At 35.7% G+C, this 24,398-nt stretch carries 25 protein-coding genes; 19 read left to right on the top strand and 6 right to left on the bottom strand.

The window, feature by feature from the left end; translation table 11 throughout:
* The first annotated feature begins 175 nt into the window (after window positions 1–175).
* The 13 genes from BUR17_RS15835 to BUR17_RS15775 all read left to right on the top strand — a co-directional run bounded on the left by BUR17_RS15835 (window position 176) and on the right by BUR17_RS15775 (window position 11,807).
* A complete protein-coding gene (locus tag BUR17_RS15835) occupies window positions 176–538 on the top strand; it encodes a hypothetical protein (RefSeq protein ID WP_074231552.1) in 363 nt (120 codons plus the stop codon).
* A 149-nt stretch (window positions 539–687) separates the two neighbouring features.
* Complete coding sequence (gene ureA, locus BUR17_RS15830) at window positions 688–990, top strand: urease subunit gamma (protein WP_074231550.1); 303 nt, start codon at window positions 688–690, stop codon at window positions 988–990.
* A 12-nt stretch (window positions 991–1,002) separates the two neighbouring features.
* Complete coding sequence (gene ureB, locus BUR17_RS15825; RefSeq protein WP_074231547.1) at window positions 1,003–1,392, top strand: urease subunit beta; 390 nt, start codon at window positions 1,003–1,005, stop codon at window positions 1,390–1,392.
* On the top strand, window positions 1,373–3,094 hold the full coding sequence (ureC, locus tag BUR17_RS15820; RefSeq protein ID WP_074231545.1) for an urease subunit alpha: 1,722 nt from the start codon (window positions 1,373–1,375) through the stop codon (window positions 3,092–3,094). The genes ureB and ureC overlap by 20 nt, the downstream gene beginning before the upstream one ends.
* Before the next feature lie 85 nt (window positions 3,095–3,179).
* A complete protein-coding gene (locus BUR17_RS15815; protein WP_074231543.1) occupies window positions 3,180–3,818 on the top strand; it encodes a hypothetical protein in 639 nt (212 codons plus the stop codon).
* 2 nt (window positions 3,819–3,820) lie between these two features.
* Window positions 3,821–4,330 (top strand): urease accessory protein UreE, encoded by a 510-nt coding sequence (ureE, locus tag BUR17_RS15810; protein WP_074231541.1) that lies wholly within the window; start codon window positions 3,821–3,823, stop codon window positions 4,328–4,330.
* A gap of 1 nt (window position 4,331) precedes the next feature.
* Complete coding sequence (locus BUR17_RS15805; protein WP_143747607.1) at window positions 4,332–5,021, top strand: urease accessory protein UreF; 690 nt, start codon at window positions 4,332–4,334, stop codon at window positions 5,019–5,021.
* Between the two features lie 289 nt (window positions 5,022–5,310).
* On the top strand, window positions 5,311–5,949 hold the full coding sequence (ureG, locus tag BUR17_RS15800; RefSeq protein ID WP_074231537.1) for an urease accessory protein UreG: 639 nt from the start codon (window positions 5,311–5,313) through the stop codon (window positions 5,947–5,949).
* The gene (locus BUR17_RS15795; protein WP_074231535.1) at window positions 5,950–6,747 is read left to right on the top strand and encodes an urease accessory protein UreD; all 798 of its coding nucleotides are present in this window, start codon (window positions 5,950–5,952) and stop codon (window positions 6,745–6,747) included.
* 2 nt (window positions 6,748–6,749) lie between these two features.
* Window positions 6,750–7,451 carry a hypothetical protein gene (locus tag BUR17_RS15790; RefSeq protein WP_074231533.1) on the top strand — a complete coding sequence of 234 codons (702 nt, stop codon included), beginning with the start codon at window positions 6,750–6,752 and terminating at the stop codon, window positions 7,449–7,451.
* 121 nt (window positions 7,452–7,572) lie between these two features.
* Window positions 7,573–8,526 carry an urea transporter gene (locus BUR17_RS15785; protein WP_084550691.1) on the top strand — a complete coding sequence of 318 codons (954 nt, stop codon included), beginning with the start codon at window positions 7,573–7,575 and terminating at the stop codon, window positions 8,524–8,526.
* Window positions 8,527–8,564: 38 nt separating this feature from the next.
* Window positions 8,565–10,811 carry a TonB-dependent receptor gene (locus BUR17_RS15780; protein WP_074231531.1) on the top strand — a complete coding sequence of 749 codons (2,247 nt, stop codon included), beginning with the start codon at window positions 8,565–8,567 and terminating at the stop codon, window positions 10,809–10,811.
* Between the two features lie 120 nt (window positions 10,812–10,931).
* A complete protein-coding gene (locus tag BUR17_RS15775; RefSeq protein ID WP_074231529.1) occupies window positions 10,932–11,807 on the top strand; it encodes a helix-turn-helix domain-containing protein in 876 nt (291 codons plus the stop codon).
* A gap of 1 nt (window position 11,808) precedes the next feature.
* Here the strand turns inward: BUR17_RS15775 and BUR17_RS15770 are convergent, their stop codons facing one another.
* Window positions 11,809–12,912 (bottom strand): DNA topoisomerase IB, encoded by a 1,104-nt coding sequence (locus BUR17_RS15770; protein ID WP_074231527.1) that lies wholly within the window; start codon window positions 12,910–12,912, stop codon window positions 11,809–11,811.
* A gap of 205 nt (window positions 12,913–13,117) precedes the next feature.
* Window positions 13,118–13,555: a DUF6526 family protein gene (locus BUR17_RS15760; protein ID WP_074231523.1), complete on the bottom strand. Its 438-nt coding sequence runs from the start codon at window positions 13,553–13,555 to the stop codon at window positions 13,118–13,120.
* 295 nt (window positions 13,556–13,850) lie between these two features.
* Here BUR17_RS15760 and BUR17_RS15755 point away from each other — a divergent pair, with 295 nt between their 5' ends.
* The 6 genes from BUR17_RS15755 to BUR17_RS15735 all read left to right on the top strand — a co-directional run bounded on the left by BUR17_RS15755 (window position 13,851) and on the right by BUR17_RS15735 (window position 20,554).
* A complete protein-coding gene (locus tag BUR17_RS15755; protein ID WP_074231521.1) occupies window positions 13,851–15,620 on the top strand; it encodes an aminopeptidase P family protein in 1,770 nt (589 codons plus the stop codon).
* Between the two features lie 291 nt (window positions 15,621–15,911).
* Complete coding sequence (locus BUR17_RS15750) at window positions 15,912–16,478, top strand: Crp/Fnr family transcriptional regulator (RefSeq protein ID WP_074231519.1); 567 nt, start codon at window positions 15,912–15,914, stop codon at window positions 16,476–16,478.
* A gap of 77 nt (window positions 16,479–16,555) precedes the next feature.
* A complete protein-coding gene (locus BUR17_RS15745) occupies window positions 16,556–17,134 on the top strand; it encodes an NAD(P)H-dependent oxidoreductase (protein ID WP_074231518.1) in 579 nt (192 codons plus the stop codon).
* 85 nt (window positions 17,135–17,219) lie between these two features.
* Window positions 17,220–18,605, top strand: coding sequence for a tRNA uridine-5-carboxymethylaminomethyl(34) synthesis GTPase MnmE (gene mnmE / locus BUR17_RS15740; RefSeq protein ID WP_074231516.1), 1,386 nt, complete (start codon window positions 17,220–17,222; stop codon window positions 18,603–18,605).
* Window positions 18,606–19,020: 415 nt separating this feature from the next.
* Window positions 19,021–19,305, top strand: a complete 285-nt coding sequence (locus BUR17_RS21260; protein ID WP_394333828.1) for a helix-turn-helix domain-containing protein — start codon at window positions 19,021–19,023, stop codon at window positions 19,303–19,305.
* 121 nt (window positions 19,306–19,426) lie between these two features.
* Window positions 19,427–20,554 carry a site-specific integrase gene (locus BUR17_RS15735; RefSeq protein ID WP_074231513.1) on the top strand — a complete coding sequence of 376 codons (1,128 nt, stop codon included), beginning with the start codon at window positions 19,427–19,429 and terminating at the stop codon, window positions 20,552–20,554.
* 208 nt (window positions 20,555–20,762) lie between these two features.
* On the opposite strand, the gene BUR17_RS15730 is transcribed toward BUR17_RS15735, so the two are convergent.
* The 4 genes from BUR17_RS15730 to BUR17_RS15715 form a co-directional block, all read right to left on the bottom strand.
* Window positions 20,763–21,749, bottom strand: coding sequence for an alpha/beta hydrolase (locus BUR17_RS15730; protein ID WP_074231511.1), 987 nt, complete (start codon window positions 21,747–21,749; stop codon window positions 20,763–20,765).
* Window positions 21,750–21,808: 59 nt separating this feature from the next.
* Window positions 21,809–22,492: a type 1 glutamine amidotransferase domain-containing protein gene (locus BUR17_RS15725; protein WP_074231723.1), complete on the bottom strand. Its 684-nt coding sequence runs from the start codon at window positions 22,490–22,492 to the stop codon at window positions 21,809–21,811.
* A gap of 124 nt (window positions 22,493–22,616) precedes the next feature.
* Complete coding sequence (locus BUR17_RS15720; RefSeq protein WP_074231509.1) at window positions 22,617–23,345, bottom strand: nitroreductase family protein; 729 nt, start codon at window positions 23,343–23,345, stop codon at window positions 22,617–22,619.
* Between the two features lie 46 nt (window positions 23,346–23,391).
* Complete coding sequence (locus tag BUR17_RS15715; RefSeq protein WP_045180182.1) at window positions 23,392–24,333, bottom strand: NAD-dependent epimerase/dehydratase family protein; 942 nt, start codon at window positions 24,331–24,333, stop codon at window positions 23,392–23,394.
* Window positions 24,334–24,398 lie beyond the last annotated feature (65 nt).

Raw genomic sequence — 24,398 nt, 5'->3', positions numbered from 1 at the left:
TAGTTAAATATTTATCACATCTTCAAATTTTAGTAATTAGTTAAAAATCAATCATTAATAGTAAAACAGAAATTTTCATTCAATTATTTTTGTTGCGATTTTGAATATATTAAATCATCTTTTTGATAGGCAGACCTTTCATATTGTTATACTTTTATGCCATCATTTCATGGTCATGAAAAAAAGATTTTTTTTATTTTCGTTGATACTGTTTTTTGCAGCTTTTTGTACTAGTATTCTGGTGCAGAAAGAGCAAAATAATAAGTTATCTCATGACCAATCTTTAAAAAATCATTTTTTACAAAAATCAGATAATACCGAACAGACAGATCTATACAGTTGGTCTGATCAGGATGATACTGATTCTAATACAATTGAAAAAGTAAAATTTGATTATTCAATTTTAAGCCAAAAATGGCTGAGCTGTTTATTTGCTCAATCTTTTACTTACACACCTATTGCGGTCATCCAAAACCGTATTTACCTTTCGGCACCCAGATACATTTTGTATCAATCTCTGCAGATTGCCGGCTGCTAAATCATTTTCACATCTTATATACTCGATGATCTGTATCCTAAATACAGATTAACGGAGTCTATCATTTATTCAATTTTCAAATACTTCTGTTTGCCTTTTAAAGAATAAGGCAGATAAAGAAGTCATGTTCAATTTAAAAAAATAACATTATGCATTTAACACCAAGAGAAACGGAAAAGCTCATGCTTTTCCTAGCAGGAGAGCTTGCCCTTAAAAGAAAGGAAAGAGGCTTGAAACTCAATTATCCAGAATCTGTTGCATTAATCAGTCACTTCCTTCTAGAAGGTGCAAGAGACGGAAAAAAAGTAGCAACACTCATGCAGGAAGGTGCAAATCTCCTAACCACAGATGACGTAATGCCCGGAGTTGCAGACATGATTCATGATGTTCAAATCGAAGCAACTTTTCCTGATGGAACTAAGCTCGTAACCGTACACAACCCAATCCGTTAAAACAAAATTATTATGATACCAGGAGAAATCTTTGTAAAAAACGGCATAATTATCTGCAATGAAGGCAGAGAAACCGTAAAAATAAAAGTTACAAATACAGGAGACAGACCCATTCAGGTGGGTTCTCATTTTCATTTTTTTGAAGTTAATAAAGCGATGAGCTTCGAACGTGAAAAAGCATTCGGAAAAAGACTCAATATAGTAGCAAGCACCGCCGTACGTTTTGAGCCGGGCGAAGAAAAAGAAGTGGAATTGGTAGAAATCGGAGGAAATAAAATCGCAAGGGGTTTTAATAATCTTGTAGATGCTTCCGTGACTTCAGAAGAGCAAAAAGAAATCAGCCTTGCAAAAGCAGGAAAATTAAACTTTAAAACCAATAGTTATGAGCTTACATGTAGATAGAAAACAATATACCAATATATTAGGTCCTACCACGGGCGACAAAATCCGGTTGGGCGATACCGAAATTATTATCGAAATCGAAAAAGATTTTACACATTATGGCGACGAAGCCGTTTTTGGTGGTGGTAAAACTGTCCGTGACGGAATGGGTCAAAACGTTACTTCAAAAAGAGATGAAGGAGTTTTAGATCTTTGCATTACAGGTGCCATTATCATTGATCATTGGGGAATTATAAAGGCAGATATAGGAATCAAAGACGGAAAAATCATAGGTATAGGAAAAGCAGGAAATCCTGACACAATGGATGGAGTTTCCCCCAATATGATTATCGGAGCTTCTACAGAAGTACACGGAGGAAAAGGATATATTGTAACCGCAGGTGGAATCGATACACACATACACTTCATTTGTCCGCAACAAATTGAAACAGCTCTATACAGCGGTATTACAACCATGATTGGCGGCGGAACCGGGCCCAACGACGGAACAAATGCTACAACCGTTACTCCAGGAAAATTCAACATTCGTAAAATGTTGGAAGCAGCAGAAGAATATCCTATGAATCTAGGCTTTTTCGGAAAAGGAAATTGTGCAGCCGAAGAACCTATTGAAGAACAGGTGGAAGCCGGAGCATTGGGTGTAAAAATTCACGAAGATTGGGGAGCGACACCTGCAACAATCGATGCATCTTTGAAAGTTGCCGATAAATATGACGTTCAAGTAGCCATTCATACCGATACTTTAAATGAAGCAGGATTTTTAGAAGATACAATGGAAGCTATTAAAGGAAGAGTAATTCACACATTCCACACAGAAGGTGCAGGTGGTGGTCACGCTCCCGATATCATCAAAGCAGCTATGTACCCAAACGTTCTTCCGGCTTCTACAAACCCTACCCGTCCTTACACGATAAATACAATCGACGAACATTTGGATATGTTGATGGTTTGTCACCATTTAAGCAAAGATATTCCGGAAGATGTAGCTTTTGCAGATTCCAGAATTCGTCCCGAAACGATTGCAGCAGAAGACATTCTTCACGATATGGGTGTTTTCAGTATTATGAGTTCAGATTCTCAGGCGATGGGAAGAGTGGGTGAAGTAATTACCAGAACATGGCAAACCGCCAGCAAAATGAAAGACCAGAGAGGTAGTCTGAATGAAGATGAAGGAGCAGGAAACGACAATTACCGTACAAAAAGATATATCGCAAAATATACGATCAATCCTGCAATAGCACACGGAATTTCAGAATATGTAGGTTCTGTGGAAAAAGGGAAAATAGCCGATTTAGTCATCTGGAAACCTGCATTATTTGGTGTAAAACCAGAAATGGTTGTAAAAGGCGGATTTGTAATTGCCGCTAAAATGGGTGATCCTAATGCTTCTATCCCAACACCGCAACCGGTTATTTACAGAAATATGTTTGGTGCACACGGAAAAGCAAAATTCAAGACCTGCGCCAATTTTGTTTCTCAGATTTCTATCGACAATGGAACCATTGCAGAATACAATCTGGAAAAAATGATTCTTCCTGTAAAAAACTGTAGAAACATTTCTAAAAAAGACCTTATTCACAACGATAAAACTCCATTAATCGAAGTGAATCCTGAAAACTACAAAGTAACAGTAGATGGTGAATATATCACTTGCGAGCCTGCAGAAAAACTGCCGTTAACACAGTTGTATTATTTATTCTAAAAACAAAGCAAACCTTATAGGTTTTCACAATCTATAAGGTTTCTTCAAAGAATAATTTTAAATAATAACAGATTTAAGTTTAACAATGAAAAACTTTAATAAAGCAGCATTTGCCCTCGCTTTTACCGGAATATTAATGTTTTCGGGGAAAATGAACGGACAGTTTTTAGGTGGAATGAGACTGAAGAGCGATGAAGAAGGTCCAAAAGGTCAGTTCATGATTTACGGTTCATTAGATTATTCCAAAACCAATACACCGTCGGGCAGCAACAGCTCTGTTTCCAGCGCACCTGTTGGAGTTGGATATTTCATCAACAACAACGATGTGATCGGAGTTAATTATGCCTATGCGCAAAATGTAGAAAATAAAAATGTTGTTTACAAGCAGAACGAAGCCGGTTTTTGGTACAGCCCTTCGGTAACTTTAGGAAAATATTTTGCCCTGATTGCACAGATAGATGCTCATTACGTTTGGGGACAGCAAATATCTGAAACCACCTCATCGATGCAGAATTTTAACGGATACCGTCTTCGCGCTTATCCTTTAGTCGCTATATTCTTAGGAGGAGGATGGGCTTTGAAATTTAAGTTCGCTGAACTTTCAATGTTACAGACCAAAACAAAACAAGATGGCTGGACGAAAACTTCTGTAGCCGGAATCAACGGATCAACCTTTGGAGTCGGAGTATCTAAGAACATTGACTTCAGAAAAAAATCACAGTAAAAATGATTATTAACGAAACAACAGGCAATCTTGCCCAAAACCCAACAACAAAACTTGTTGATTATCTGGATCTGGAATGGTTTGAAACCACAAAAAGAATTCAGCGAAAAAAAACAAGAGGCGGAACAGATATCGCCATCAAATTCCTCAGAGAAGGACAACGTCTGAGAGAAGGTGATATCCTTTTTGAAGATGATGAAAAAGTAGTTGCCATCAATGTTTTGGAAACGGAAGCCATCATTATGTCTCCGGTTTCTTTACTGGAAATGGGAACAGTCTGCTACGAAATCGGGAACAAGCATATTCCACTTTTTATTCAGGAAGATAAAGTTTTAATTCCTTTTGAAATGCCGATGTTCAGATGGCTGGAAGCAAGCGGATTTAATCCCGAAAGAAAACACGTGAAACTCTTAAATCTTCTAAAATCTAATGTAGAACCGCACGGACATGGAAGTTTAGGATCTTCAATTTTTAATAAAATCTTAAAAATGGCAGCTCCAAAAGATGAATAATTTGAATTTAAACTTTTTGTCGGGATTACTGCATCTTTCAGACCCTACTTTACCCATCGGAGGTTACACCCATTCTAACGGATTGGAAACTTTTGTACAGCAAAGAATTGTTCACGACAGACAAACTGCAAAAGAATTTGTTGAAAATATGCTTAAGTACAACCTTAAATATAATGACGGAGCTTTTGTAAAAATGTCTTATGAAGCCACACAAAACGGAGACTTAGAATTATTATTAAATCTTGATAATGAATGTAATTCTTTGAAATGTCCCAAAGAAATTCGTCAGGCAAGTCAGAAATTAGGATTGCGTTTAATCAAAATATTTAAAAGAAGAGAAAGTTTTTCTTTAATGGAAGATTATGAAAAGGCAATTCAAAACCGAAAGGCAAACTCACATTACTGCATCGTTTTCGGAATGTATGCTGCTCTGATGAAAATTCCTTTGCGAGAAGCACTTTTAGGATTTTATTACACTTCGGTCGCCGGAATGATTACCAATGCAGTGAAGCTCGTTCCACTTGGGCAGCTCGATGGTCAGGATATTTTGTTTTCACTCTATCCGGTTATGGAAAAAGTAGCATTAGAAACCATTGAAATCGACCGGGATCTGGTTGGTCTTTGCAACACCGCTTTCGATATAAGATGTATGCAGCACGAAAGACTTTATTCAAGGCTTTATATGTCGTGATTTGGTTGATGGTAAATGGTTGATTGTTGATAGTGAATTCATTTCATTGTCAATTAAATAACAATGTAAAAATTCCCCTCCTTTGGAGGGGTGGCGAAAATTCAAAGAATTTTTGACGGGGTGGTTTACGTGTAAATAGTTAATTATCTCAGTTAATATAAATAAGAGATTCTGCCTTCGTCAGAATGACAAAAAACTGTCCTTTAATTAAAACACTTTTACAAGCGAAAAATAAGCATGTGAATTTTGAGATAAAAATAAAAAATACAATAATTAAAATTTAAATAAAATGGAAAATAGAAAATATATAAAACTTGGTGTAGCAGGACCTGTAGGTTCAGGAAAAACAGCTTTATTAGAACGTTTGAGCAGAAAAATGTTCGGAAAATATGATCTTGGCGTAATTACAAATGATATTTACACCAAAGAAGATGCAGAATTTATGGCTAAAAACAGTCTTCTTCCTCATGATAGAATTATCGGTGTAGAAACGGGAGGTTGTCCCCACACTGCCATTCGTGAAGATGCAAGTATGAATTTGGAAGCAGTAGACGAACTTGCTGCACGTTTTCCGGAAATAGAATTGATTATGATTGAAAGCGGCGGCGACAATTTATCGGCAACTTTCAGTCCGGATCTTGCAGATGTTACGATCTTTATTATTGACGTTGCGGAAGGTGAAAAAATTCCAAGAAAAGGTGGCCCCGGAATTACACGTTCAGATTTATTAATCATCAACAAAATCGATCTTGCGCCCCACGTTGGAGCCAGTCTTGAAGTAATGGAAAATGATGCACGAAGAATGAGAAACGGAAATCCTTTTGTGTTTACCAACCTTAAAACAGAAGAAGGTCTTGAAAAAGTAATTGGCTGGATCAAGAAATATGCACTTTTGGAGGATGTGGAAGAACCGAATCTTGTGAGATAAATGGATAGTCATTTAAATATAATCGCAGGCTTCAAAAGTGGAAAATCTTATATAAAAGACCTGTATGTCTCACTTCCGTTCAGATGTGTTTCTGTGGGACAGCGTAAAGATGACAACAAGCTGTATCAGATGATAATGAGTTCTTCGCCCGGAATTTTAGACGGAGATCATTATCATTTGGATATCAGTTTGGAAAAAGGTGCTTCAATGCAACTGCAGTCGCAGTCTTATCAAAGGCTTTTCAATATGAAGGATGAAGCTCTTCAGGAGATCAATATTGTAATGGAGGATGAAACATCTTTTGCATACGTTCCGCATCCTGTGGTTCCGCATGAAGATTCTAATTTCAAAAGTAAGGCGAAAATCAATATCGGGAAAAACAGCCAGATCATCATCAGCGAAATTATCACTTGTGGAAGAAAACATTACGGAGAAGTTTTTAAGCTAAAACGCTTCCAAAATCTGATGGAAATTTGTCATGATAATAAACTGATCATCAAAGACAATGTTCTCATTCAACCTGATCTGATCCCGATAAACACCATCGGAAATCTTGAACAATATACACATCAGGGAACTTTGATTTTTTACAGCACCAAAGAAAATGTTGAAAAAGATCATCTGATACAAACCATTATTGATCATTCCGAACAGTTTAAAGACGAAATGGAAATAGGCATTTCAGCAATGGAAGAAAACGGATTTGTAGTACGAGCTTTAGGGCACGGCGGTGAAGTGATGTTTAATTTTTTCCTGTACGTTCAGGAGATTTTGTGGGATTTAGATAAAAACAATTAAAAATGGACACTACCGTTTGGGCGCTTTTGCTAAGTGCAGTTTCAATAAGTTTTATTCATACAGCTTCCGGACCGGATCATTACCTGCCGTTTATTGTGATTTCAAAATCAAAAAAATGGAGCGTCACCAAAACATCAATCTTAACCGTTGTTTGTGGATTCGGACATGTTTTAAGTTCTTTAGCTTTAGGGTTTATCGGAGTTTTTCTTGGATGGCAATTGAATAAAATTTCATGGTTTCAGGATTTAAGAGGCAATTTTTCAGGATGGGCTTTGCTTACTTTTGGTGGAATTTATTTGATTTACGGGTTGATTCAGGCGATTAGAAACAAGCCTCACAAACATTTTGACGTATTGGGAGATGATGTTTACGTTTATGAACACAGCCACAGCGAAATCGTAATGCCACAGAAAAGAATAAAAGTAACCCCGCTTGTACTTTTTATGATTTTTGTAATGGGACCGAGTGAACCGCTTATTCCGCTCCTTTTTTATTCGGGAGTAAAGCATTCTATGTCGGAGATTTTGATTTTGGTTACTTCCTTTACCATAACAACAGTGCTCACCATGCTCGGAATGGTTCTTTTAGGACGATACGGATATTCCACATTATTCAATACCGAAAAAATTGAAAGATATATGGGAGTCATCAGCGGAGCTGTGGTTACCATTTGCGGAATAGGAATGGTCTTTTTGGGATGGTGATTGCAGGTGAATCTTCAATTTTTGCGTTGCAAATCAATAGCCAATTCGAATGTCTGAAAACTCACAAACAAATTAATCAGTCACTTTTTCCTCACAATTTTAAACTTTGATAATTAAACTTATGGATAAATTCTTTGAAAAAATACCTTTTGTAGACAATATTTTGAAAGGAACCGGGCAGATCATGCTTCAGGAAAACCGATGGACAGGTCTTCTGTTTCTCATTGGGATTTTTATGGGAAGCTGGGAACAGGGTTTGTCTGCCATAATGGCAACTGCAGCAGGAACTCTTACTGCCCAATTTCTTAAATATGACAAATCTGAAATCAATTCTGGTTTATATGGTTTCAGTGCTGCTCTTGTTGGCGTTGCGCTTTCTTTTGTATTCAAAAATACATTGCTGATTTGGGTTTTGGTTGTAGTTGGAGGATCGTTAGCAAGTATTATTCAGCATTTTTTTATAAAAAGAAAAATTCCGGTTTTTACGTTACCTTTTATTTTAATCGCCTGGGTTTTTATTTTTTTACTGCATCATTTTACAGAGATTCCGCCATCAAAATTTATTACAGAAACTATATTACCTACCAATAATGATGAATTTCTTTATTCTACCAATGCTTTTGGTGAAGTGATTTTCCAAGGTGGAGTTCTTTCGGGGATTATCTTTTTCATTGCGGTTTTTATAAGCTCTCCGATTGCGGCTCTTTACGGATTTGTGGCGTCTATTTTAGGCGGATATATTGCACATCTCAATGGTGAACCAATTGATCAGATTCATTTGGGGCTCTTCGGGTTCAATGCCGTACTTTCTGCAATTGTTTTTTCGGGCTTCAAAAAAATCGATGGTTTTTGGGTGCTTTTGGCAGTTGCGGTTACCGTAGTTATCGATGATGTTTTAGTAGACAACAATATTCTAAGCGAAGTTGGCGGGGTACTTACTTTCCCTTTTGTAGCAGGAACCTGGGTAACACTTTTAATTCAAAAAGTATTTGCAAAAACAAAATCTGAATTTAAACCATTCAATCAAAATTTAAAAATTAAGTCTGCTTTAAAAAATTTCTTAAAGTCTAAATAATCTCAATCAAGATTAATAATAAAAAAGAATCTTAAATAATGAAAACCACTAAAATAATAGTTGCTTTTCTTGCTCTAAACTTTAACCCTAAAGTTTTGGCACAGGATACAGAAAAGAAATTATTAATAAAAGATGCCGATGATAAATTCCCAATTGCAGATGTTTTGGTGCAATATGATCACGGTAACAGCCATGCTCATTCCGGAGAAGACGGAACAGTAAAATTTACTATTAAATCTTTTCCAGATACACTTGTTATCACTCACAAAGGATATGATGAGGTAAAATGGGCAATTACCAATGATGAGGATAAAAACAAAGTTGTTTTTCTACAGCACAAACCGTTTCAGATTTCTGAAGTTTCCATCAATCATCATTCGTTTTTAACTGCGATTACAAAGGTTGATCTTAATAAATTTCCGGTAAATTCTGCTCAGGATTTATTAAGGAAAGTTCCGGGATTATTTATCGCCCAACATGCAGGAGGCGGAAAAGCCGAACAATTATTTTTAAGAGGATTTGATGCCGATCACGGAACTGACGTAAGTGTAAACGTAGACGGAATGCCTGTAAACGTAGTATCTCATGCGCACGGACAAGGTTATTCTGATCTGCATTTTGTAATTCCGGAAACGGTAAACAATATCGACTTCGGAAAAGGTGCTTATTATATGGATCGTGGTGATTTTAATACCGCCGGTTACGTCGATTTTAAAACTTACGATCATTTACAAAACAGCATGATCAAGCTTGAAGGTGGCTCATTCAACTCAAAAAGAATATTGGGAATGTTTAATATTCTTAACGATACAAAAGAAAGAAAAAGTGCTTATCTGGCTGCAGAATACAATTATACAGACGGAGCTTTTGATGTGAAACAAAATTTTAACCGCATCAATATTTTCGGAAAATACAACCAGTGGATCACAGATAACGATTATTTTAATCTGCAGTTTTCAAATTTTAATTCTTCGTGGAACGCTTCAGGGCAAATTCCGGAACGTACCGTGAATAATGGCATTATCGACAGATGGCAAAGCATCGACCCGACAGAAGGCGGAGAAACTTCACGAACCAATGTTGAGATGAATTACAAACATATCATTTCGCCTTCCGAGAATATTGAGGCAATGGCTTTTTATTCTAAATATAATTTTAATCTTTATTCAGATTTTACATTTTATCTGAAAGATAAAGATTACGGAGACGAAATTCAGCAGACAGACGGAAGAAATATGTATGGTATGGAAGTAAAACATACTAAGAATTTTTTGTTTGATAACAGCTCATTAAATTGGATCAGCGGTGTAGGATTTCGGAATGATGATATCAATACCTTACAGCTGAATCATGTTTATCACAGAGATTTATTGTTGGATCGACTGGCGGATGTTCAGGGAACCGAAACCAACCTTCATGCTTTTTCAGGTCTTGTTTGGAAAACAGGAAAATTCACCATCAATCCGGCATTGAGGGTAGATCATTTTATTTTTAATCTGCATGATTTGTTAAATGTCGAGCAATTGCCTTCCGGACAATCGAAAGAAGAAACAAGACTCAGTCCAAAACTGAATTTTTCTTATGCTCAGAATGATAACATCATGTGGTTTTTAAAAACCGGAATGGGTTTCCATTCTAATGATATTCGCGTAGTCGTAGCCAATAAAAATGATAATACCCTACCCTACTCGTTGGGCGGAGATTTTGGAGTAAGGCTGCATCCTTTTAAATCATTAATTATTACGCCAACTTTATGGTATATGTATCTGCAACAGGAGTTTGTGTATGTTGGTGATGAAGCCGTGGTAGAACCTTCAGGTAAATCAAGACGTTTTGGTGCAGATTTGGGAATTCGTTTTCAGCCTCTGGAAAATTTTTACCTAAATGCAGATATTAATTATTCCCATGCAAGATTTATTGAAGAAGAAAATGGTCAGGATTATGTTCCGTTAGCTCCGGTTGTAACAAGTACCGGTTCTGTAAACTGGGATTTTATGCACGGTTTTTCGCTTGGTTTGCAATACCGTTATTTGGGAGAACGACCTGCCGTTGAAGACAATAGTATCCGAACAAAAGCTTATTTTGTGAATGATTTGATGCTTTCTTACAATCGCCAAAAATGGGGAGCCAATATTCAGGTTAATAATCTCTTCAATGTAAAATGGAATGAAGCGCAGTTTGCTACAGAAACCCAGCTGAAAGGTGAAACAGAATCTATCACAGATCTTACCTATACACCGGGAAATCCGTTTGGAGTAAGAGTAGGTTTATACTATAAATTTTAATATATAATCAAGTAAAAAGTACAATATTCTAAGCAGTTGATTTACTTTAAAACAGAACTTATTTATTGTACTTTTTATATCTTAGTTAATCAAAATACAAAGAATAAAAATTTTCGTTAGATGGAAATATTATCCAATTTTCAGTACAAAAAGCTTTTCCTTCCCAACATTACGGAAAAAATATTAGCCAACAACGCAGATATACAACTTTACCGTCTGGAAGATTATCTGAAAGGGATTTTAATGCCGGTGATTCCCTATCGCACGACTTTTAATTTTATTATTTTCGTGACAAACGGACACCTAAAGCAATATCTTGAAAATAAAGAATACGCAGCCGAAAAAGGAGGTGTTATTTTTATTAAACAGGGAACTATTACCGCCACTTTAGAACTTTCCGATGATATTGAAGGTTTTTTTCTGGCCTACGAAAACAATATTCTGTCTGAGCAAGAACTTCCAAAACACTCGACAAGCATTTTCTTTATGAATCCTTTCCTAAAACAGGATGCTTTAACCTACGAAACCATTACCCAGCTTCTTTCTATTATGGAACAGGAATTATGGCTTAATAATCTGAATGTAAATGATGTGACGATTACAATGCTGCACCTAATTCTGATAAAAATGCTGAATTCAGACTCAAATTCACATCACAGATCTGTTACCCGAGCAATGGAAGTATCGCTACAATTCAGAGATTTGTTGTTTAAATATCACATTAACGAAAAGCGTGTCGCCTTTTTTGCAGATAAATTATCGGTTACCGAAAGCTATCTTAATAAATGTGTGAAAAATGTTACTAAAAAATCGCCCAAACAATGGATTAATGAAATTGATATTAATTACAGCAAAGCATTACTTCAGTCGAGTAAAGATATTTCCGAGATTGCTTATGAACTCAATTTTCATACGGCATCACATTTTGCACAGCTTTTTAAGAGAATTACAGGAATTACTCCGACTGCGTACAGGAATCAGTTTTTGATTAAATAAGTCACATTTTCTCGGTTTCAAGAATTTTTAAAACCAATTTTTCTTCCTGTGTTAAATCTGCTTTGCCATCATTTTCTTCAATAATTTCAAGCTGATCAAGATATTTTTTGATGGAATTATTCTCGTACAAATTAATCACCAAAGGATGAACGTAATATTTTCGGCAAACCGTACTTGTATTTCCAAGATGTTCCGCAACAATATCTAATGCAGCTTTTACTTTCTTTTTATACTGAGAATTATTTTCGGCGTAGCCGATTTCTTTAAAGGCAATTAAAGCATTCACCGTTCCAGACCACGTTCTGAAATCTTTCGCCGTAAAATCTTCGCCGCTAATTTCTTTAATATAATCATTCACCATTCCAGAATCTACAGAATGTCTTTTTCCTTCGTCATCAACATATTGAAACAGTTCTTTTCCTGGAATTTCTTTGCATTTCATAATTAGTTTTGCCAATCTTTTACTTTTAAGATTAACATTATGCATCACTCCTTTTTTACCTTTAAATGAGAAATTAATTTTTTGTCCTTCTACTTTTACATGTTTTCCCTTTAAAGTGGTCAAACCAAAAGAACCGTAGAGTTTTTCATAAATATTATTACCAATACGAATGTTGGTTCGTTGCATTAAACTGACAATCAAAGCCAGAATTTTTCGCTTTTCAAAATTTCTTAAAGCTAAATCTTTCTCAAGCTGCAGACGAATTTCTGGTAAAGCATAACCAAACTGCAGCATTCTGTAAAATTTGGTGTGATTTCTCAGAGCGCTCCACAAGGAATGATAACGATATTGTTTTCTTTTTTTAACATCAAATCCTGTCGCCTGAAGATGCCCATTATCTAAAGCGCAAATCCAAACATTTTCCCAAGCCGGAGGAATTACCAAACCATTAATACGCTTGATCTCTTCCTTATCCTTAATCTTTTCGCCTTCTTTAAAATACTGAAACTTTTTACCTCTTTTCCTGCGAATAATTCCGGAAGTTTCTGCATCGGAAGTGTAAATAAGATTCACTGCCTTTGCAGAAGCTACCGGATCTTTCATAATTTTCACAATCTTCGATGGCTTAAGATGAGAAATAATCTCTAAGTCTGATTGTTCCATAAAAATTGGTTATGAGTTTTTACCCCGAGAAAAAAGCCATACTAAAATTCCCACCACTCCTACAACCAGAATGATTCCCCACCACATTCCTGCTTTAAAGATTGTTTCCACTGCTTCGCAGCTCGTAAGTAACATTAAACTAAGGATAGTCATGCTGTATAAAGTCCACTTTTTCATAGTAATATAATTTAGGTTGTTAATTATTTTAAATTCGATGGTGATCTGGTTTCCATTTTTTAATAGATTTTTTGATCTGATCTCCTGAAATATTTTCTTTTAAAGCTTTATATAAAAGCTCTTTAAATTCTTCATCATAAGCGAATCTTAAAGCTGCAATCTGACCGAAACTCAGCTTTTCTTCCACCTCATCTGATCTTTTGTTGAACAGTTCAAAATATCTTTGCTTAAATTCAAGTCTTACCAAACGGTTTTGCAGTCCCAATGCGTAATGTTGACGCACCATAATTCCTAAATAAAGAATTAAAAATATGACGATCGAAAACAACAACCACAAAAGCTGGTTTTCTGAATCTGCAAAGATTTTATAAACTCCAAAGATCTCTGCGATGAGCAACAACGGTAGGTAAATAAAATGATGCGGCGGATAAAATTTTCGGTGGTTATTATAGTTTTGCGTTCCCATATTGCCGATACTGCAATAATCTTTCCAAAAAATAAATTTTCCGTAATGAAGATTATGATGTGGTATATAAAAAGGATGGATGTTTGATGAGGGAAGCTGGACGTAATTCGTTTTACTATTCCAAATAGCCTTTAAATCAAAAAATTTCTGAAAAATTAAAATATAAACCTATATTCCTTATTAACTTCCCTCTCCCAGCTTCCTACATCCAACAAATCCACCCAAAATTTGTACAGTTTTTGATCTTAAAATCAGCATTAATTCGTAACTTCCCATCTTTAAAATTGATAAAAAAATGACTTCAAAGGAAAAAGTAGCTGCGCTTCGTGAAGAAATGCAGAAAAATAATGTTGATGCATTTATAGTATATTCTGCAGATCCTCACATGAGCGAATATTTACCTGAAGAATGGCAAGAAAGAGCTTGGCTTTCAGGCTTTCTTGGTTCTGCAGGTTTTGTGGTAATTACTAAAGATAAAGCCGGACTTTGGACGGACGGAAGATATTTCACCCAAGCCCCAATTGAATTGGCTGGTTCAGGAATCGACCTTTTCAAAGACGGAATGGAAGGAACACCCAATTATATCGATTGGATTATTTCTGAAATTCCTGCCAACGGAAAAGTAGCAGTCAACGCTTTGGCAACTTCACATTCAAACTGGGAACTTCTATACCAAAAACTGAACGCAAAAAATTTAACTTTAGTAGATTCTCCTTTATTAAAAGAAGTCTGGAAAGAAAGAGGAACACCTTCAAAAAATCCAATTTTTGTACATCCGCTTGACAGAGCAGGAAAGTCTGTAACTGATAAAATTTCTGCAATCCGTCAGAAAATGGAAGAGCAGGAAGTTACCGTTCATGTGATCTCAAGTCTTGATGATGTTGCATGGACCTTGAATTTAAGAGGAAGTGATGTAGAAAGCAATCCTGTATTTTTAGGATATATTTTAATTACTAAAAATGATGCAATCTTGTTTACAGACCTTGAAAAAATGGAGGTTGAGGCAAGAAAACAAATGGATGAATCATTCGTAAAAATGATGCCTTACGAAGAATTCTACAATCACCTTAGAACGATTAAAAACGAAAACGTTTTAGTCTCACCAAACAGCAACCAATCGATTTTTGAAGCTTTAAAAATTGACAATAAATTTGTGAAAGCTGCTGTTCCGGGAAATCTGATGAAAGCTCAGAAAAATGAAACTGAATTGGAAGGTTTCAGAAAAGTAATGGTAAGAGACGGTGTTGCAATGGTAAAATTCCTTTACTGGTTAACGCACAACGCAGGAAAAGAAACCATGAACGAATATTCTATCGGTAAAAAGCTGAGAGAATTCCGTGCTGCAGGCGAAAATTTTGTAGGTGAAAGTTTCGGAAGTATCATTGGATATAAAGATAACGGTGCCATGATGCATTATTCTGCAAAAAGCGAAGGAAGCAAAGAAGTGACCAATGACGCAAGTATTTTGGTTGATTCTGGAGGTCAATACTTAGAAGGAACTACAGATATTACAAGAACTTTAGCTTTGGGAGCTGTTTCTGAAGAATTTAAAACCAATTCTACTCTGGTTTTACAAGGAATGATCCGTTTATCGATGGTAAAATTTCCAAAAGGAACAAGAGGAGTTCAGCTTGACGCGATTGCAAGACTTCCTTTGTGGATGCACGGAAAAGACTACAATCACGGAACAGGTCATGGAGTTGGAAGTTTTATGAACGTTCACGAAGGGCCTCAAAATATCAGAAAAGATATGAATCCGCAGGAACTTTTGGTTGGAATGGTTGTTTCAAATGAACCAGGATATTATTTGGAAGGCGATTATGGAATCCGTCATGAAAATCTGATTGCCGTAAAAGAATCTGAAACTACAATTCACGGTACATTTTACGAGTTTGAAACATTAACTTTCTGCCCGTTCTTTAAAAATGATATTGTAAAAGAAATTCTTTCTGAGGATGAAATCAACTGGTTAAATTCTTATCATAAAACGTGTGAAGAAAAACTGGCTCCACATTTGGAGGGCGAAGTAAAAGAGTGGTTTTTATCACTTGTGAGCCCGCTTTAAAAGAATGCAATTATTCTGATACAAATTATACTAATCGTCCTGTAAATTTCTTTGCAGGACGATTTTTTTATTTTACGCAACCGTATTTTTACGGTATTATTTATGAGATATACCCTGATGAAAAGTAAATTCTTATCAACTATTTTTGTCCTAACAAAACCGATCACAGTTATATACTAAAAAACTAATATCCTTTAACATCATCTCTATTTAATAGTGGTGGTGTTTTTTTTATTACTGGAAAATCTTTACTTAAATTTGTTACTATTAACAGCACAATTTATTTACTCAATGATTCAGCAGTTCTTTCAAAGTTTCAACCTTTTTTCTAAAAATGAAATAGATCACCTTTTGACTTTTTTTAAAGAAAGAACACTTGCCAAAAATGATTTCTTTGTGAAAGAAAACGAAAGATGTAAAGAAATTGCTTTTATACAATCAGGAATCTTCAGATCTTATTATACTTCGAATGAAGGAAAAGATAATACGTATTGCTTTAGATTCCCTAATGATTTGATGGCTTCTTATTCTTCATTTATTTCCGACAAACCAAGCATAGAAAATCTGCAGGCTATTTCGGAAGCTACTTTATTGGTCATTAAAAAAGAAAAAATTCAAGAACTTGTATCTGAAAATCCGAAATGGAGCGAATTTCTAAGAATAATTGCCGAACAGGAATATCTTGAACTTGAAAAACGTTTTTTCCAACTTCAACGGGATGATGCCGCTCAGAGATATGCCTTTCTAATTGAAAATCAACCTAACTATATCCAAAAAATCCCTTTGCAATATTTAGCATCTTATTTAGGAATTACCCAAAGACATTTGAGCCGCATCAGGAAAGAAATTTCTTTTTAGACATTTGTCCTACTCATTGATATTCGTGACATCTAATTTTGCAATACAGAATCCAAGGTATTCAAATAAAATAAATCATGAAAAAAATCGCATTAATCAACGGGCATCCCAATCAAGAATCATTTAATTTCACCCTAGCTGAAGCTTATAAAAAAGGAGCTGAAAAATCAGGAGTTGAGATAAAGGAAATTATTATCCGAAATCTTGATTTTAATCCCAATTTAGAGTTTGGTTATCAAAAAAGAATGGAATTAGAACCTGATTTAATAAAAGCTTGGGAAATTATACAATGGGCAGATCATTTGGTTTGGATACATCCGGTTTGGTGGGGCGGACTTCCTGCGGTTACAAAAGGTTTTATCGACCGCCTTTTTCTTCCCGGTTTAGCATTTAAATATCGTGAAAATTCAGTTTGGTGGGATAAGCTTCTTACCGGAAAAACCGCACATATCATTACAACTTTAGATCAACCAAGTTTGTATTACAGGATATTTTATGGAAGACCAAGTATCAACCAGCTCAAAAAATCAACCTTAGAGTTTTGCGGAATAAAGCCTGTGAAAGTTACTTATATAGGAATTATTAAAAACGCAAAAGAAGAGCAACGCAAAAAATGGATTGAAAAAGTCTATTCACTGGGTGAAAAGCTTAAATAAAATAGTTTTAGGTAAAATTTAATCCGAAAAAATATGTTTGCAAATGAGCATAAAAAATTTTCATTTAAAACCGTAAATTTGCAAAATGAATCATGACACTATCTGCGCACTTGCCACAGCCAACGGAATCGGAGCCATCGGAATTATAAGAATTTCCGGGGATGATGCAATTCCTGTTTCAGCTAAAATCTTTGACGGTAAAAATCTTGAAAAAGTGCAGTCGCACACCGTTCATTACGGATTTATAAAAGATGGCGATGAGGTAATTGACGAAGTAATGATCTCTGTTTTTAAAGCTCCGAAAACCTTTACCGCTGAAGATTCTGTAGAAATTTCTTTTCACGGTTCGCCACATATCGCCAAGAAAATTCTGGAAGTTCTTATTAAAAACGGAGCAAGAATGGCAAAAGCTGGTGAATTTACGATGCGGGCTTTCATGAACGGAAGAATTGATCTAAGCCAGGCTGAATCGATTGCCGATTTGATTGCTTCGGAAAATGAAGCTTCAAGAAAAGTAGCATTAAATCAGCTAAAAGGCGGAATTACTAACGAAATTTCTTTTCTAAGAACCGATCTATTAAATTTTGTTTCTTTAATTGAATTAGAACTTGATTTTGCTGAAGAAGATGTAGAATTTGCAGACAGAAGCGCCCTAAATCAGTTACTTGATAAAATTGAAACTAAATTAAATTCTCTTATTGAAAGTTTTCAATACGGAAACGCCATTAAAAATGGAACTGCAGTTGCCATTATTGGAAAACCAAATGCCGGAAAATCAACCCTTCTAAATGCTTTATTAAAAGAAGAAAGAGCAATTGTAAGCAATATTGCCGGAACGACAAGAGACACCATCGAAGAAATACTTCACATAAAAGGTCATGCATTCAGATTAATTGATACTGCCGGTTTACGTGAAACTGCCGATGAAATCGAAGCAATCGGTGTAAAAAAGGCCAAAGAAAAAGTTGAAAATGCCAACATTCTTGTTTACCTCGCTGATGCAGCCACAGAAAACTTTTCTGAAGACATCGAGATGATAAAATCTTTGCAAAGAGATGATTTAAAATTGATTATCTGCGCAACAAAAATAGATGAAGTTTCTCCTAGCCAATACGAATTGGTGGAAAATATTTTCAGAAAAGAAATCTCACAAGATTTTGATTTTATCACTATTTCTGCAGTTGAAAATCAAAATATGCAAGATTTAAAAGACGAATTATCTTCTTACGTAGAGCATTTAAAATCTGAAGAAAGCAACGTGGTCATTACCAACCAACGTCACTTTGAAGCTTTAGGAAAATCTTTGGATGCAGTGAATAAAGTGAAAGAAGCCATTACTTTTCAAATTTCAACAGAGCTTTTAGCTTACGAACTAAGAAATGCTTTAGAACATCTTGGAGAAATTTCAGGGGAAGTGACGAATGATGAAGTGTTGGGGAATATTTTTTCTAAGTTTTGTATCGGGAAATAGAATGCATAAACAACTGATAAACAAACAGTTGCAAGTTTTAATATCATTTATATAACCTATTGATTTTATGCAACTTATGTAATTTTGAAGTTTCTAATGCTACAATTTTTGTCCCTTTTCTTGTCCCTTTGGCAAAAAATCACAAAAATCTCGGCAAAATAAATTGGAATGGCTATAGAATTCCTTGGTCTAAAATAATCCAATGGTTATTAAATGATCCTTGAGGACGGCTAATGGATTCTATCTACCCTTAATTTGGAGAAATTATGTTTTTATAAACTCCATCGCTTGACTATTTTTAAAAATTGCAATCAATTTAAAAACGTCCAATTCCATCTGGATGAACTAAAAAATTTTCACAGATTAACCTAATCTTTGGGCTGAATTTTGTATTCATTTAATTGCATTGCCCTGAATAAGGGAGTATAATGACATCCCTAATGCCATTATTGAAGCCTATAAACTCGAACAAAGAAATAAAAAAATAGATTACACCAGGTATGCGGTTCGAAATATTGAAGAACCAAAGTATCAATCCATAGGCCCTCCGATATACCTTACGGTAAAGGAAACTTCTGCAATATTAAAATGCAATACAAAAATGGTGTATTTCTTAATCACTACAGGCCGTTTAAAAGCCATCAACCTATCCGTGAGAAAAACAAGAATTAATGTAGTAGACCTAGCACTAATTTATTAGAATCAATAACGTTCAAATAGAGCAAAATTGACTTCATAATATTTTTGAGGACTTCAATAGCCTTTGCTATAAGTCAATTTGACAAAGACCAACTATTAGTCCAACCCCTAATACCAAGATCATGGCAAACGTAACCCTACGCCATAAACCCATAGGCAAGGGAAGAAAAAGTCTGTATTTAGACATTTATCCCCCTATCCAAAGTGAAACAACCGGCAAGCTTCGTAGAAAATTCTATCTTAAACTATACATTTACAATCGGCCGAGATCTGAGGCTGAAAAGCTCCATAATAAACAAACCATTTCATTGGCTGAGCATATACGTGCCCAGCGACAAATTGATCTTGATAACCAAGACTATGGATTTTTAAATAAAAAAAAATTTAATGCTGATTTTATAGTGTTTTTTCAAACAGAAGCTGACAGAAGACCAGGATCAGTGCATTGGGGTATGGCAGTTGCCTACTTTAAAAAATTCGTGGGTAAAGTCTTTCTATTTAAACATCTTAATGAAACACTCTGTGAGGCCTATAAAAATTATCTATTATCTTCCCCTGCACTTGGGCGCTCAAGAAGAAAAATTCAAAAGAATACGGCATCAACTTATTTTTCAAGATTTAGATCCGTCCTTAAAAAAGCCTATAGGAATAAATACATTTCAACAGATCTCGGAAATGCCATTTATAATATTAAAATAAATGATACCCATAGACCTTACCTTTTTAAGGATGAATTACAAAAAATGGCCGATTCTGAATGTAGCTCCCCAATTGTTAAGAAAGCAGGATTGTTTTCTGCATTAACAGGGCTTCGTTTTTGTGATATTCAAAGCCTAAAATGGGGCGATATACAGGGAACTTCTGGTAATTATTATATACTTTATAAGCAGAATAAAACTGGAAAGGCAGAATACTACCCTATTTCAGATGATACCCTTTCGCTACTGAGTCCTCACGGTGAATATGATACAAAAATTTTCGAAGACCTAACATATTCTGATGTAACCAAATTCCTCCCCGGATGGCTTAAAAATGCTGGAATAAAAAAACATTTTACATTCCACGGCTTTCGTCATACATTTGCAACGTTGCAGCTGACATCCGGCACGGATATCTACACGGTATCAAAATTATTAGGGCATAAGAATGTTAAAACCACAGAGGTTTACGTAAGGATTGTTGATGCTTTAACAAAAGAGGCTTCAGAAAAAATTAAATTAGATTTGAATGGAAAAAACTTATTAAACTAAAATAAGTAGATCCTTCGATAAGATTAATTTTTTAATTACTTCGTTTATCATCATTTTTAATATAATAAATATCAGCAAGTTGCTATTACACATACTTAAATGCACCAGCTCTTTTAAATTTTATATAAAGATAAAGAAGGCGAATGTAATTACTCATCCGCCTTCGAAATATAAGTCTAAGAAAATAATATTAAAAAAAGCTGACTAATTAAGCTTTTCCAAATAAAGCTTTTTTAAGTGCTAATGCACCCTGTTCAGAAGAAAACTTTATTGCTTCTATATGATCCAACGGGTTTAATAATCCATAGTCATGGATAAATCCGTTATAAGTCTGAATAGTTGTTGGTACACCTGCTTCATCTAATTTTCTGGCATATGCTAATCCTTCGTCAAAAAGGATGTCATTCTCCGCCAATTGTACTAATGCTGGTGGTAGTCCTTTTAACTGCTCTAAAGAAGCGTTGAAAGGTGTTGCATAATACTCTTTTCTTTTTTCGAGATCGGGTAAATAATTATCCCACATCCATTTCATCAATGGAGCAGTCAGGAATCTTCCTTCACCATATTTTTGCCAAGATTCACGAGTAAAATCAGCATCCGCTACAGGCCACAATAATAATTGAAATTTTATCTCTGGGCCACCTTTATCCTTAGCCATATGACAAAGTACCGCCGTCATATTCCCACCTACACTATTTCCGGCAGCAGCCATATTTTTACCGTCAACTCCGATTTCAGCACCATTTTCGGATACCCATTTGGTAGCAGCATAAATCTGATTGATGGCTACTGGATATTGTGCTTCCGGAGATGGTGTATAGTCAGTAAAAACAGCAGCAGCTCCGCTATTCACAACCAAATCTCTAACCAGCCTTCTATGAGTAGGATAATCACCCAATATCCAACCTCCACCATGCGTAAACATAAATACCGGAAGGTTTTCAGAAGCTGCGTTTGCAGGTTTAACAATATGAATATTTACCGTAATACCATCCTGTGTAATTTCTCTTTCTGTCTCAATGATCCCTGAGTAATCAACCTCTACAGATTTTTGGGCATCCACTAACACCTGTCTTGCCTGCTGGGGTGTCAAGGTTTCCAAGGGACTCCCCCCACTGTTATTCAATGCATTTAGAAATTCTCTGATCCCCGAAAGGATTTGCGGATCGTTTTCCGCTTTAATGTTTGATGCCATAATTAAAATTTTAATGATTAATTATAAATTTATTTGGCTTATACAAGCCTGAAAGTACATTATTTATCCAGTTCTTTAGCAACAACTTTTGCCATTTCTTTTGAACTGAAGGGGTTTTGTCCCGTAATCAGGTTCCCATCCACTATAACATTGGACGTCATGGGAATACATGCTTTTTTCAGATCTGCACCACGCTCAACAATTGAAGCTTCAAGATTAAAAGGAACCTCCCTTTTTCTTCTGGCGATGGTCTCCTCGAACCAATCAAATCCAGTCATTGATTTTCCCGTAATCAGATAAGTTCCGTCTGAAAGCTTTACATTAATCAATCCTCCCACTCCGTGGCAAATAGCAGCAACCATTTTTCCACTTTCGTACTGCTTTCTGATTATATTTTGTATAATAATATCATCGGGGAAATCATACATTGTCGCATGACCACCTGCGAGATATACACAATCAAAATCTTCATTTTGAACTTCCAGCAAATTCTTTGATTGATTGAGGTCGTTCATAAAAGCAGTGTTTTCGTAATATGATCTTGAAATCTTGTCCAATACAAGAGGTTTTAAGCTCTCGGGGTCAATGGGAACATGTCCTCCTTTAGGACTTGCTATGGTGACCACCCATCCTTTTTCTTTTGCTGTGTGGTAGATATGGGTAAGCTCACTCAACCATAGACCGGTTTCTAAACCACTTTTATAATGTCCGGTATTGGTTACAACCAGAAGGATTTTTTTCATTTTTATATCTTTTTTTGTCATCTAAAGTTAGTAATAAACGAATGGACATCAGTAACCAAATCATGGAAGATTGTAACCGAATCTCTGCTAGAAAAAATGATGGATGTAGAACCGCATTCCTTAGTTATCTCTTTATATATATTTCGTTAAACGGAACCCTACAGCGTTCACCCCAAATTCCTTCATTCCCTTTTCTTATTCCACAGGAGACGACCATATTAACTTCTGCTCCGCTAGGTAGGCCCAATACTTTTTTTAATACCTTGCTATCAAAACCTTCCAATGGACAGGTATCATATCCTTCATTTGCCATGGCGATCATAAAAGTCTGAGCTGCCAGAGCACAGGATTTATGAACCACCACTCGCATATCATTCTCAGACACCTCTCTTGTAATGGTTCTGAACACCCCTATAGTTCCTGTCAATAATTTTCTAAAACTTCCCAATAAGCCAAAGAAACGTCCATATAATAAGGGCATTATCTTCCCATAATATAATTCTCTGTCCTTGATCCGTTTTTCCTGCCGCTCAACAGGACTATTGCGTCTGATGTTTCCTTTTTCAAAATTCAGTACAAATTTTGCCCTTTTGCGAAACAGATCACGCCTTGTGACAAAAACCACGATCTGCGCTGCTGTTGAAGTGGCAGTCTGATCCAGACAAGCTCTGGAAACCTTAGATAACAAATCAGTATCTGTGATGTGATGAAACTCCCAAAGCTGCATATTGGAACTACTTGGAGCTAAAGCTGCCAATTGAAGGCATGCTCTGATTTTTTCATCCTCTAGAGCTTTTTCCCGATCATAGACACGTACAGATCGCCTAAAGTCCATTACTTCTGATAAATTCATATCAATTATAGTTTTTACAATATGATCAAAATATCCTGACAAGAAATTAAAGTTTCTTGTCTCTAAACTGCTCCTTCTTAATTTGTGCTATTCCTTCTCTATAGGTAGTGACCTGAAATTCAGGAAAACGTTTTTTGAATTTTGTATCATCAAAAAGATTATCATACGAATATCTCGGAAGCAATTCCAATAGTTCTTTAACCTTAGGATTGAACCACGAACCTATCTTGAAAAGAAACTTTGGAACTACGTTATGTTTAAGCTTCTTGCCATAAATCCCGGATGCTATTTCTATAAACTCTTTATATGTCGGATGACTTTTGTCAACCGGCAGGTGCCATGTCTGACCGTAAGCATCAGGGGTATTTCCAATTAGCGCTGTGGCACGGCTTGCATCCGGTGTCCAGATCAGGCTTCGTTTTTTACTGTCACTTAGAGGAACTTTTAAGGTTTTCCCTTCTTTTATGTTATTAAATACTAAGGTGTTGGTAATACTCTGAGTTTTACCTGGACCATAAAACTCAGGTGCTCTACAAATCACCGCTTCAAGTGCTCCTGACTCAATTTCTTTCAACACCATATCTGCCATCTTTCTTCTTACCTTTGCTTTTCTTCCAAGCGGACTAAAAGGAGTATTTTCAGTAAGGTTCCTATCATCCTGTGGATACATATAAGTATTATCAAAGAATACCAGTTTAGTTCCATTGATTTTACAGGCATCAATCACATTTCTGAGAATCAATGGAAACTGTTGCTCCCATAGATCTGAACTGATTGGCAATCCAAGTGTAAAATACGCAATTTCACTCCCCTTTACAGCTTCAATGGCCTTCTCTTTTATGGATAGATCAGCTGAAAAAACCTCGTCGGTATCATTCACTTTGGTAGCTTCACGACTCACGATCCTGATTTCAGAGGTAAAATTTCTTTTTAACTCTTTTGCCAGTTCCTCACCAATCTGTCCATTGGCACCTAATATTGTTTGCATTTTTTTCTCTTTTAAATTTATAGTACAAAATTCGGCCATATCAGCCACAAAAAAGTATCCCAATC

Source organism: Chryseobacterium scophthalmum (assembly GCF_900143185.1).
In the GTDB taxonomy this organism is placed as follows: Bacteria; Bacteroidota; Bacteroidia; order Flavobacteriales; family Weeksellaceae; genus Chryseobacterium; species Chryseobacterium scophthalmum.
This window is presented reverse-complemented; position numbering and strand designations above follow the sequence as displayed.

What these genes read in the sequence shown, in the direction of transcription:
- BUR17_RS15835 (WP_074231552.1), top strand. Translation starts at nt 176, where the DNA reads ATGAAAAAAAGATTTTTTTTATTTTCGTTGATACTGTTTTTTGCAGCT.
- ureA (WP_074231550.1), top strand. Translation starts at nt 688, where the DNA reads ATGCATTTAACACCAAGAGAAACGGAAAAGCTCATGCTTTTCCTAGCA.
- ureB (WP_074231547.1), top strand. Translation starts at nt 1,003, where the DNA reads ATGATACCAGGAGAAATCTTTGTAAAAAACGGCATAATTATCTGCAAT.
- ureC (WP_074231545.1), top strand. Translation starts at nt 1,373, where the DNA reads ATGAGCTTACATGTAGATAGAAAACAATATACCAATATATTAGGTCCT.
- BUR17_RS15815 (WP_074231543.1), top strand. Translation starts at nt 3,180, where the DNA reads ATGAAAAACTTTAATAAAGCAGCATTTGCCCTCGCTTTTACCGGAATA.
- ureE (WP_074231541.1), top strand. Translation starts at nt 3,821, where the DNA reads ATGATTATTAACGAAACAACAGGCAATCTTGCCCAAAACCCAACAACA.
- ureG (WP_074231537.1), top strand. Translation starts at nt 5,311, where the DNA reads ATGGAAAATAGAAAATATATAAAACTTGGTGTAGCAGGACCTGTAGGT.
- BUR17_RS15795 (WP_074231535.1), top strand. Translation starts at nt 5,950, where the DNA reads ATGGATAGTCATTTAAATATAATCGCAGGCTTCAAAAGTGGAAAATCT.
- BUR17_RS15790 (WP_074231533.1), top strand. Translation starts at nt 6,750, where the DNA reads ATGGACACTACCGTTTGGGCGCTTTTGCTAAGTGCAGTTTCAATAAGT.
- BUR17_RS15785 (WP_084550691.1), top strand. Translation starts at nt 7,573, where the DNA reads ATGGATAAATTCTTTGAAAAAATACCTTTTGTAGACAATATTTTGAAA.
- BUR17_RS15780 (WP_074231531.1), top strand. Translation starts at nt 8,565, where the DNA reads ATGAAAACCACTAAAATAATAGTTGCTTTTCTTGCTCTAAACTTTAAC.
- BUR17_RS15775 (WP_074231529.1), top strand. Translation starts at nt 10,932, where the DNA reads ATGGAAATATTATCCAATTTTCAGTACAAAAAGCTTTTCCTTCCCAAC.
- BUR17_RS15770 (WP_074231527.1), bottom strand. Translation starts at nt 12,912, where the DNA reads ATGGAACAATCAGACTTAGAGATTATTTCTCATCTTAAGCCATCGAAG.
- BUR17_RS15760 (WP_074231523.1), bottom strand. Translation starts at nt 13,555, where the DNA reads ATGGGAACGCAAAACTATAATAACCACCGAAAATTTTATCCGCCGCAT.
- BUR17_RS15755 (WP_074231521.1), top strand. Translation starts at nt 13,851, where the DNA reads ATGACTTCAAAGGAAAAAGTAGCTGCGCTTCGTGAAGAAATGCAGAAA.
- BUR17_RS15750 (WP_074231519.1), top strand. Translation starts at nt 15,912, where the DNA reads ATGATTCAGCAGTTCTTTCAAAGTTTCAACCTTTTTTCTAAAAATGAA.
- BUR17_RS15745 (WP_074231518.1), top strand. Translation starts at nt 16,556, where the DNA reads ATGAAAAAAATCGCATTAATCAACGGGCATCCCAATCAAGAATCATTT.
- mnmE (WP_074231516.1), top strand. Translation starts at nt 17,220, where the DNA reads ATGAATCATGACACTATCTGCGCACTTGCCACAGCCAACGGAATCGGA.
- BUR17_RS15735 (WP_074231513.1), top strand. Translation starts at nt 19,427, where the DNA reads ATGGCAAACGTAACCCTACGCCATAAACCCATAGGCAAGGGAAGAAAA.
- BUR17_RS15730 (WP_074231511.1), bottom strand. Translation starts at nt 21,749, where the DNA reads ATGGCATCAAACATTAAAGCGGAAAACGATCCGCAAATCCTTTCGGGG.
- BUR17_RS15725 (WP_074231723.1), bottom strand. Translation starts at nt 22,492, where the DNA reads ATGAAAAAAATCCTTCTGGTTGTAACCAATACCGGACATTATAAAAGT.
- BUR17_RS15720 (WP_074231509.1), bottom strand. Translation starts at nt 23,345, where the DNA reads ATGAATTTATCAGAAGTAATGGACTTTAGGCGATCTGTACGTGTCTAT.
- BUR17_RS15715 (WP_045180182.1), bottom strand. Translation starts at nt 24,333, where the DNA reads ATGCAAACAATATTAGGTGCCAATGGACAGATTGGTGAGGAACTGGCA.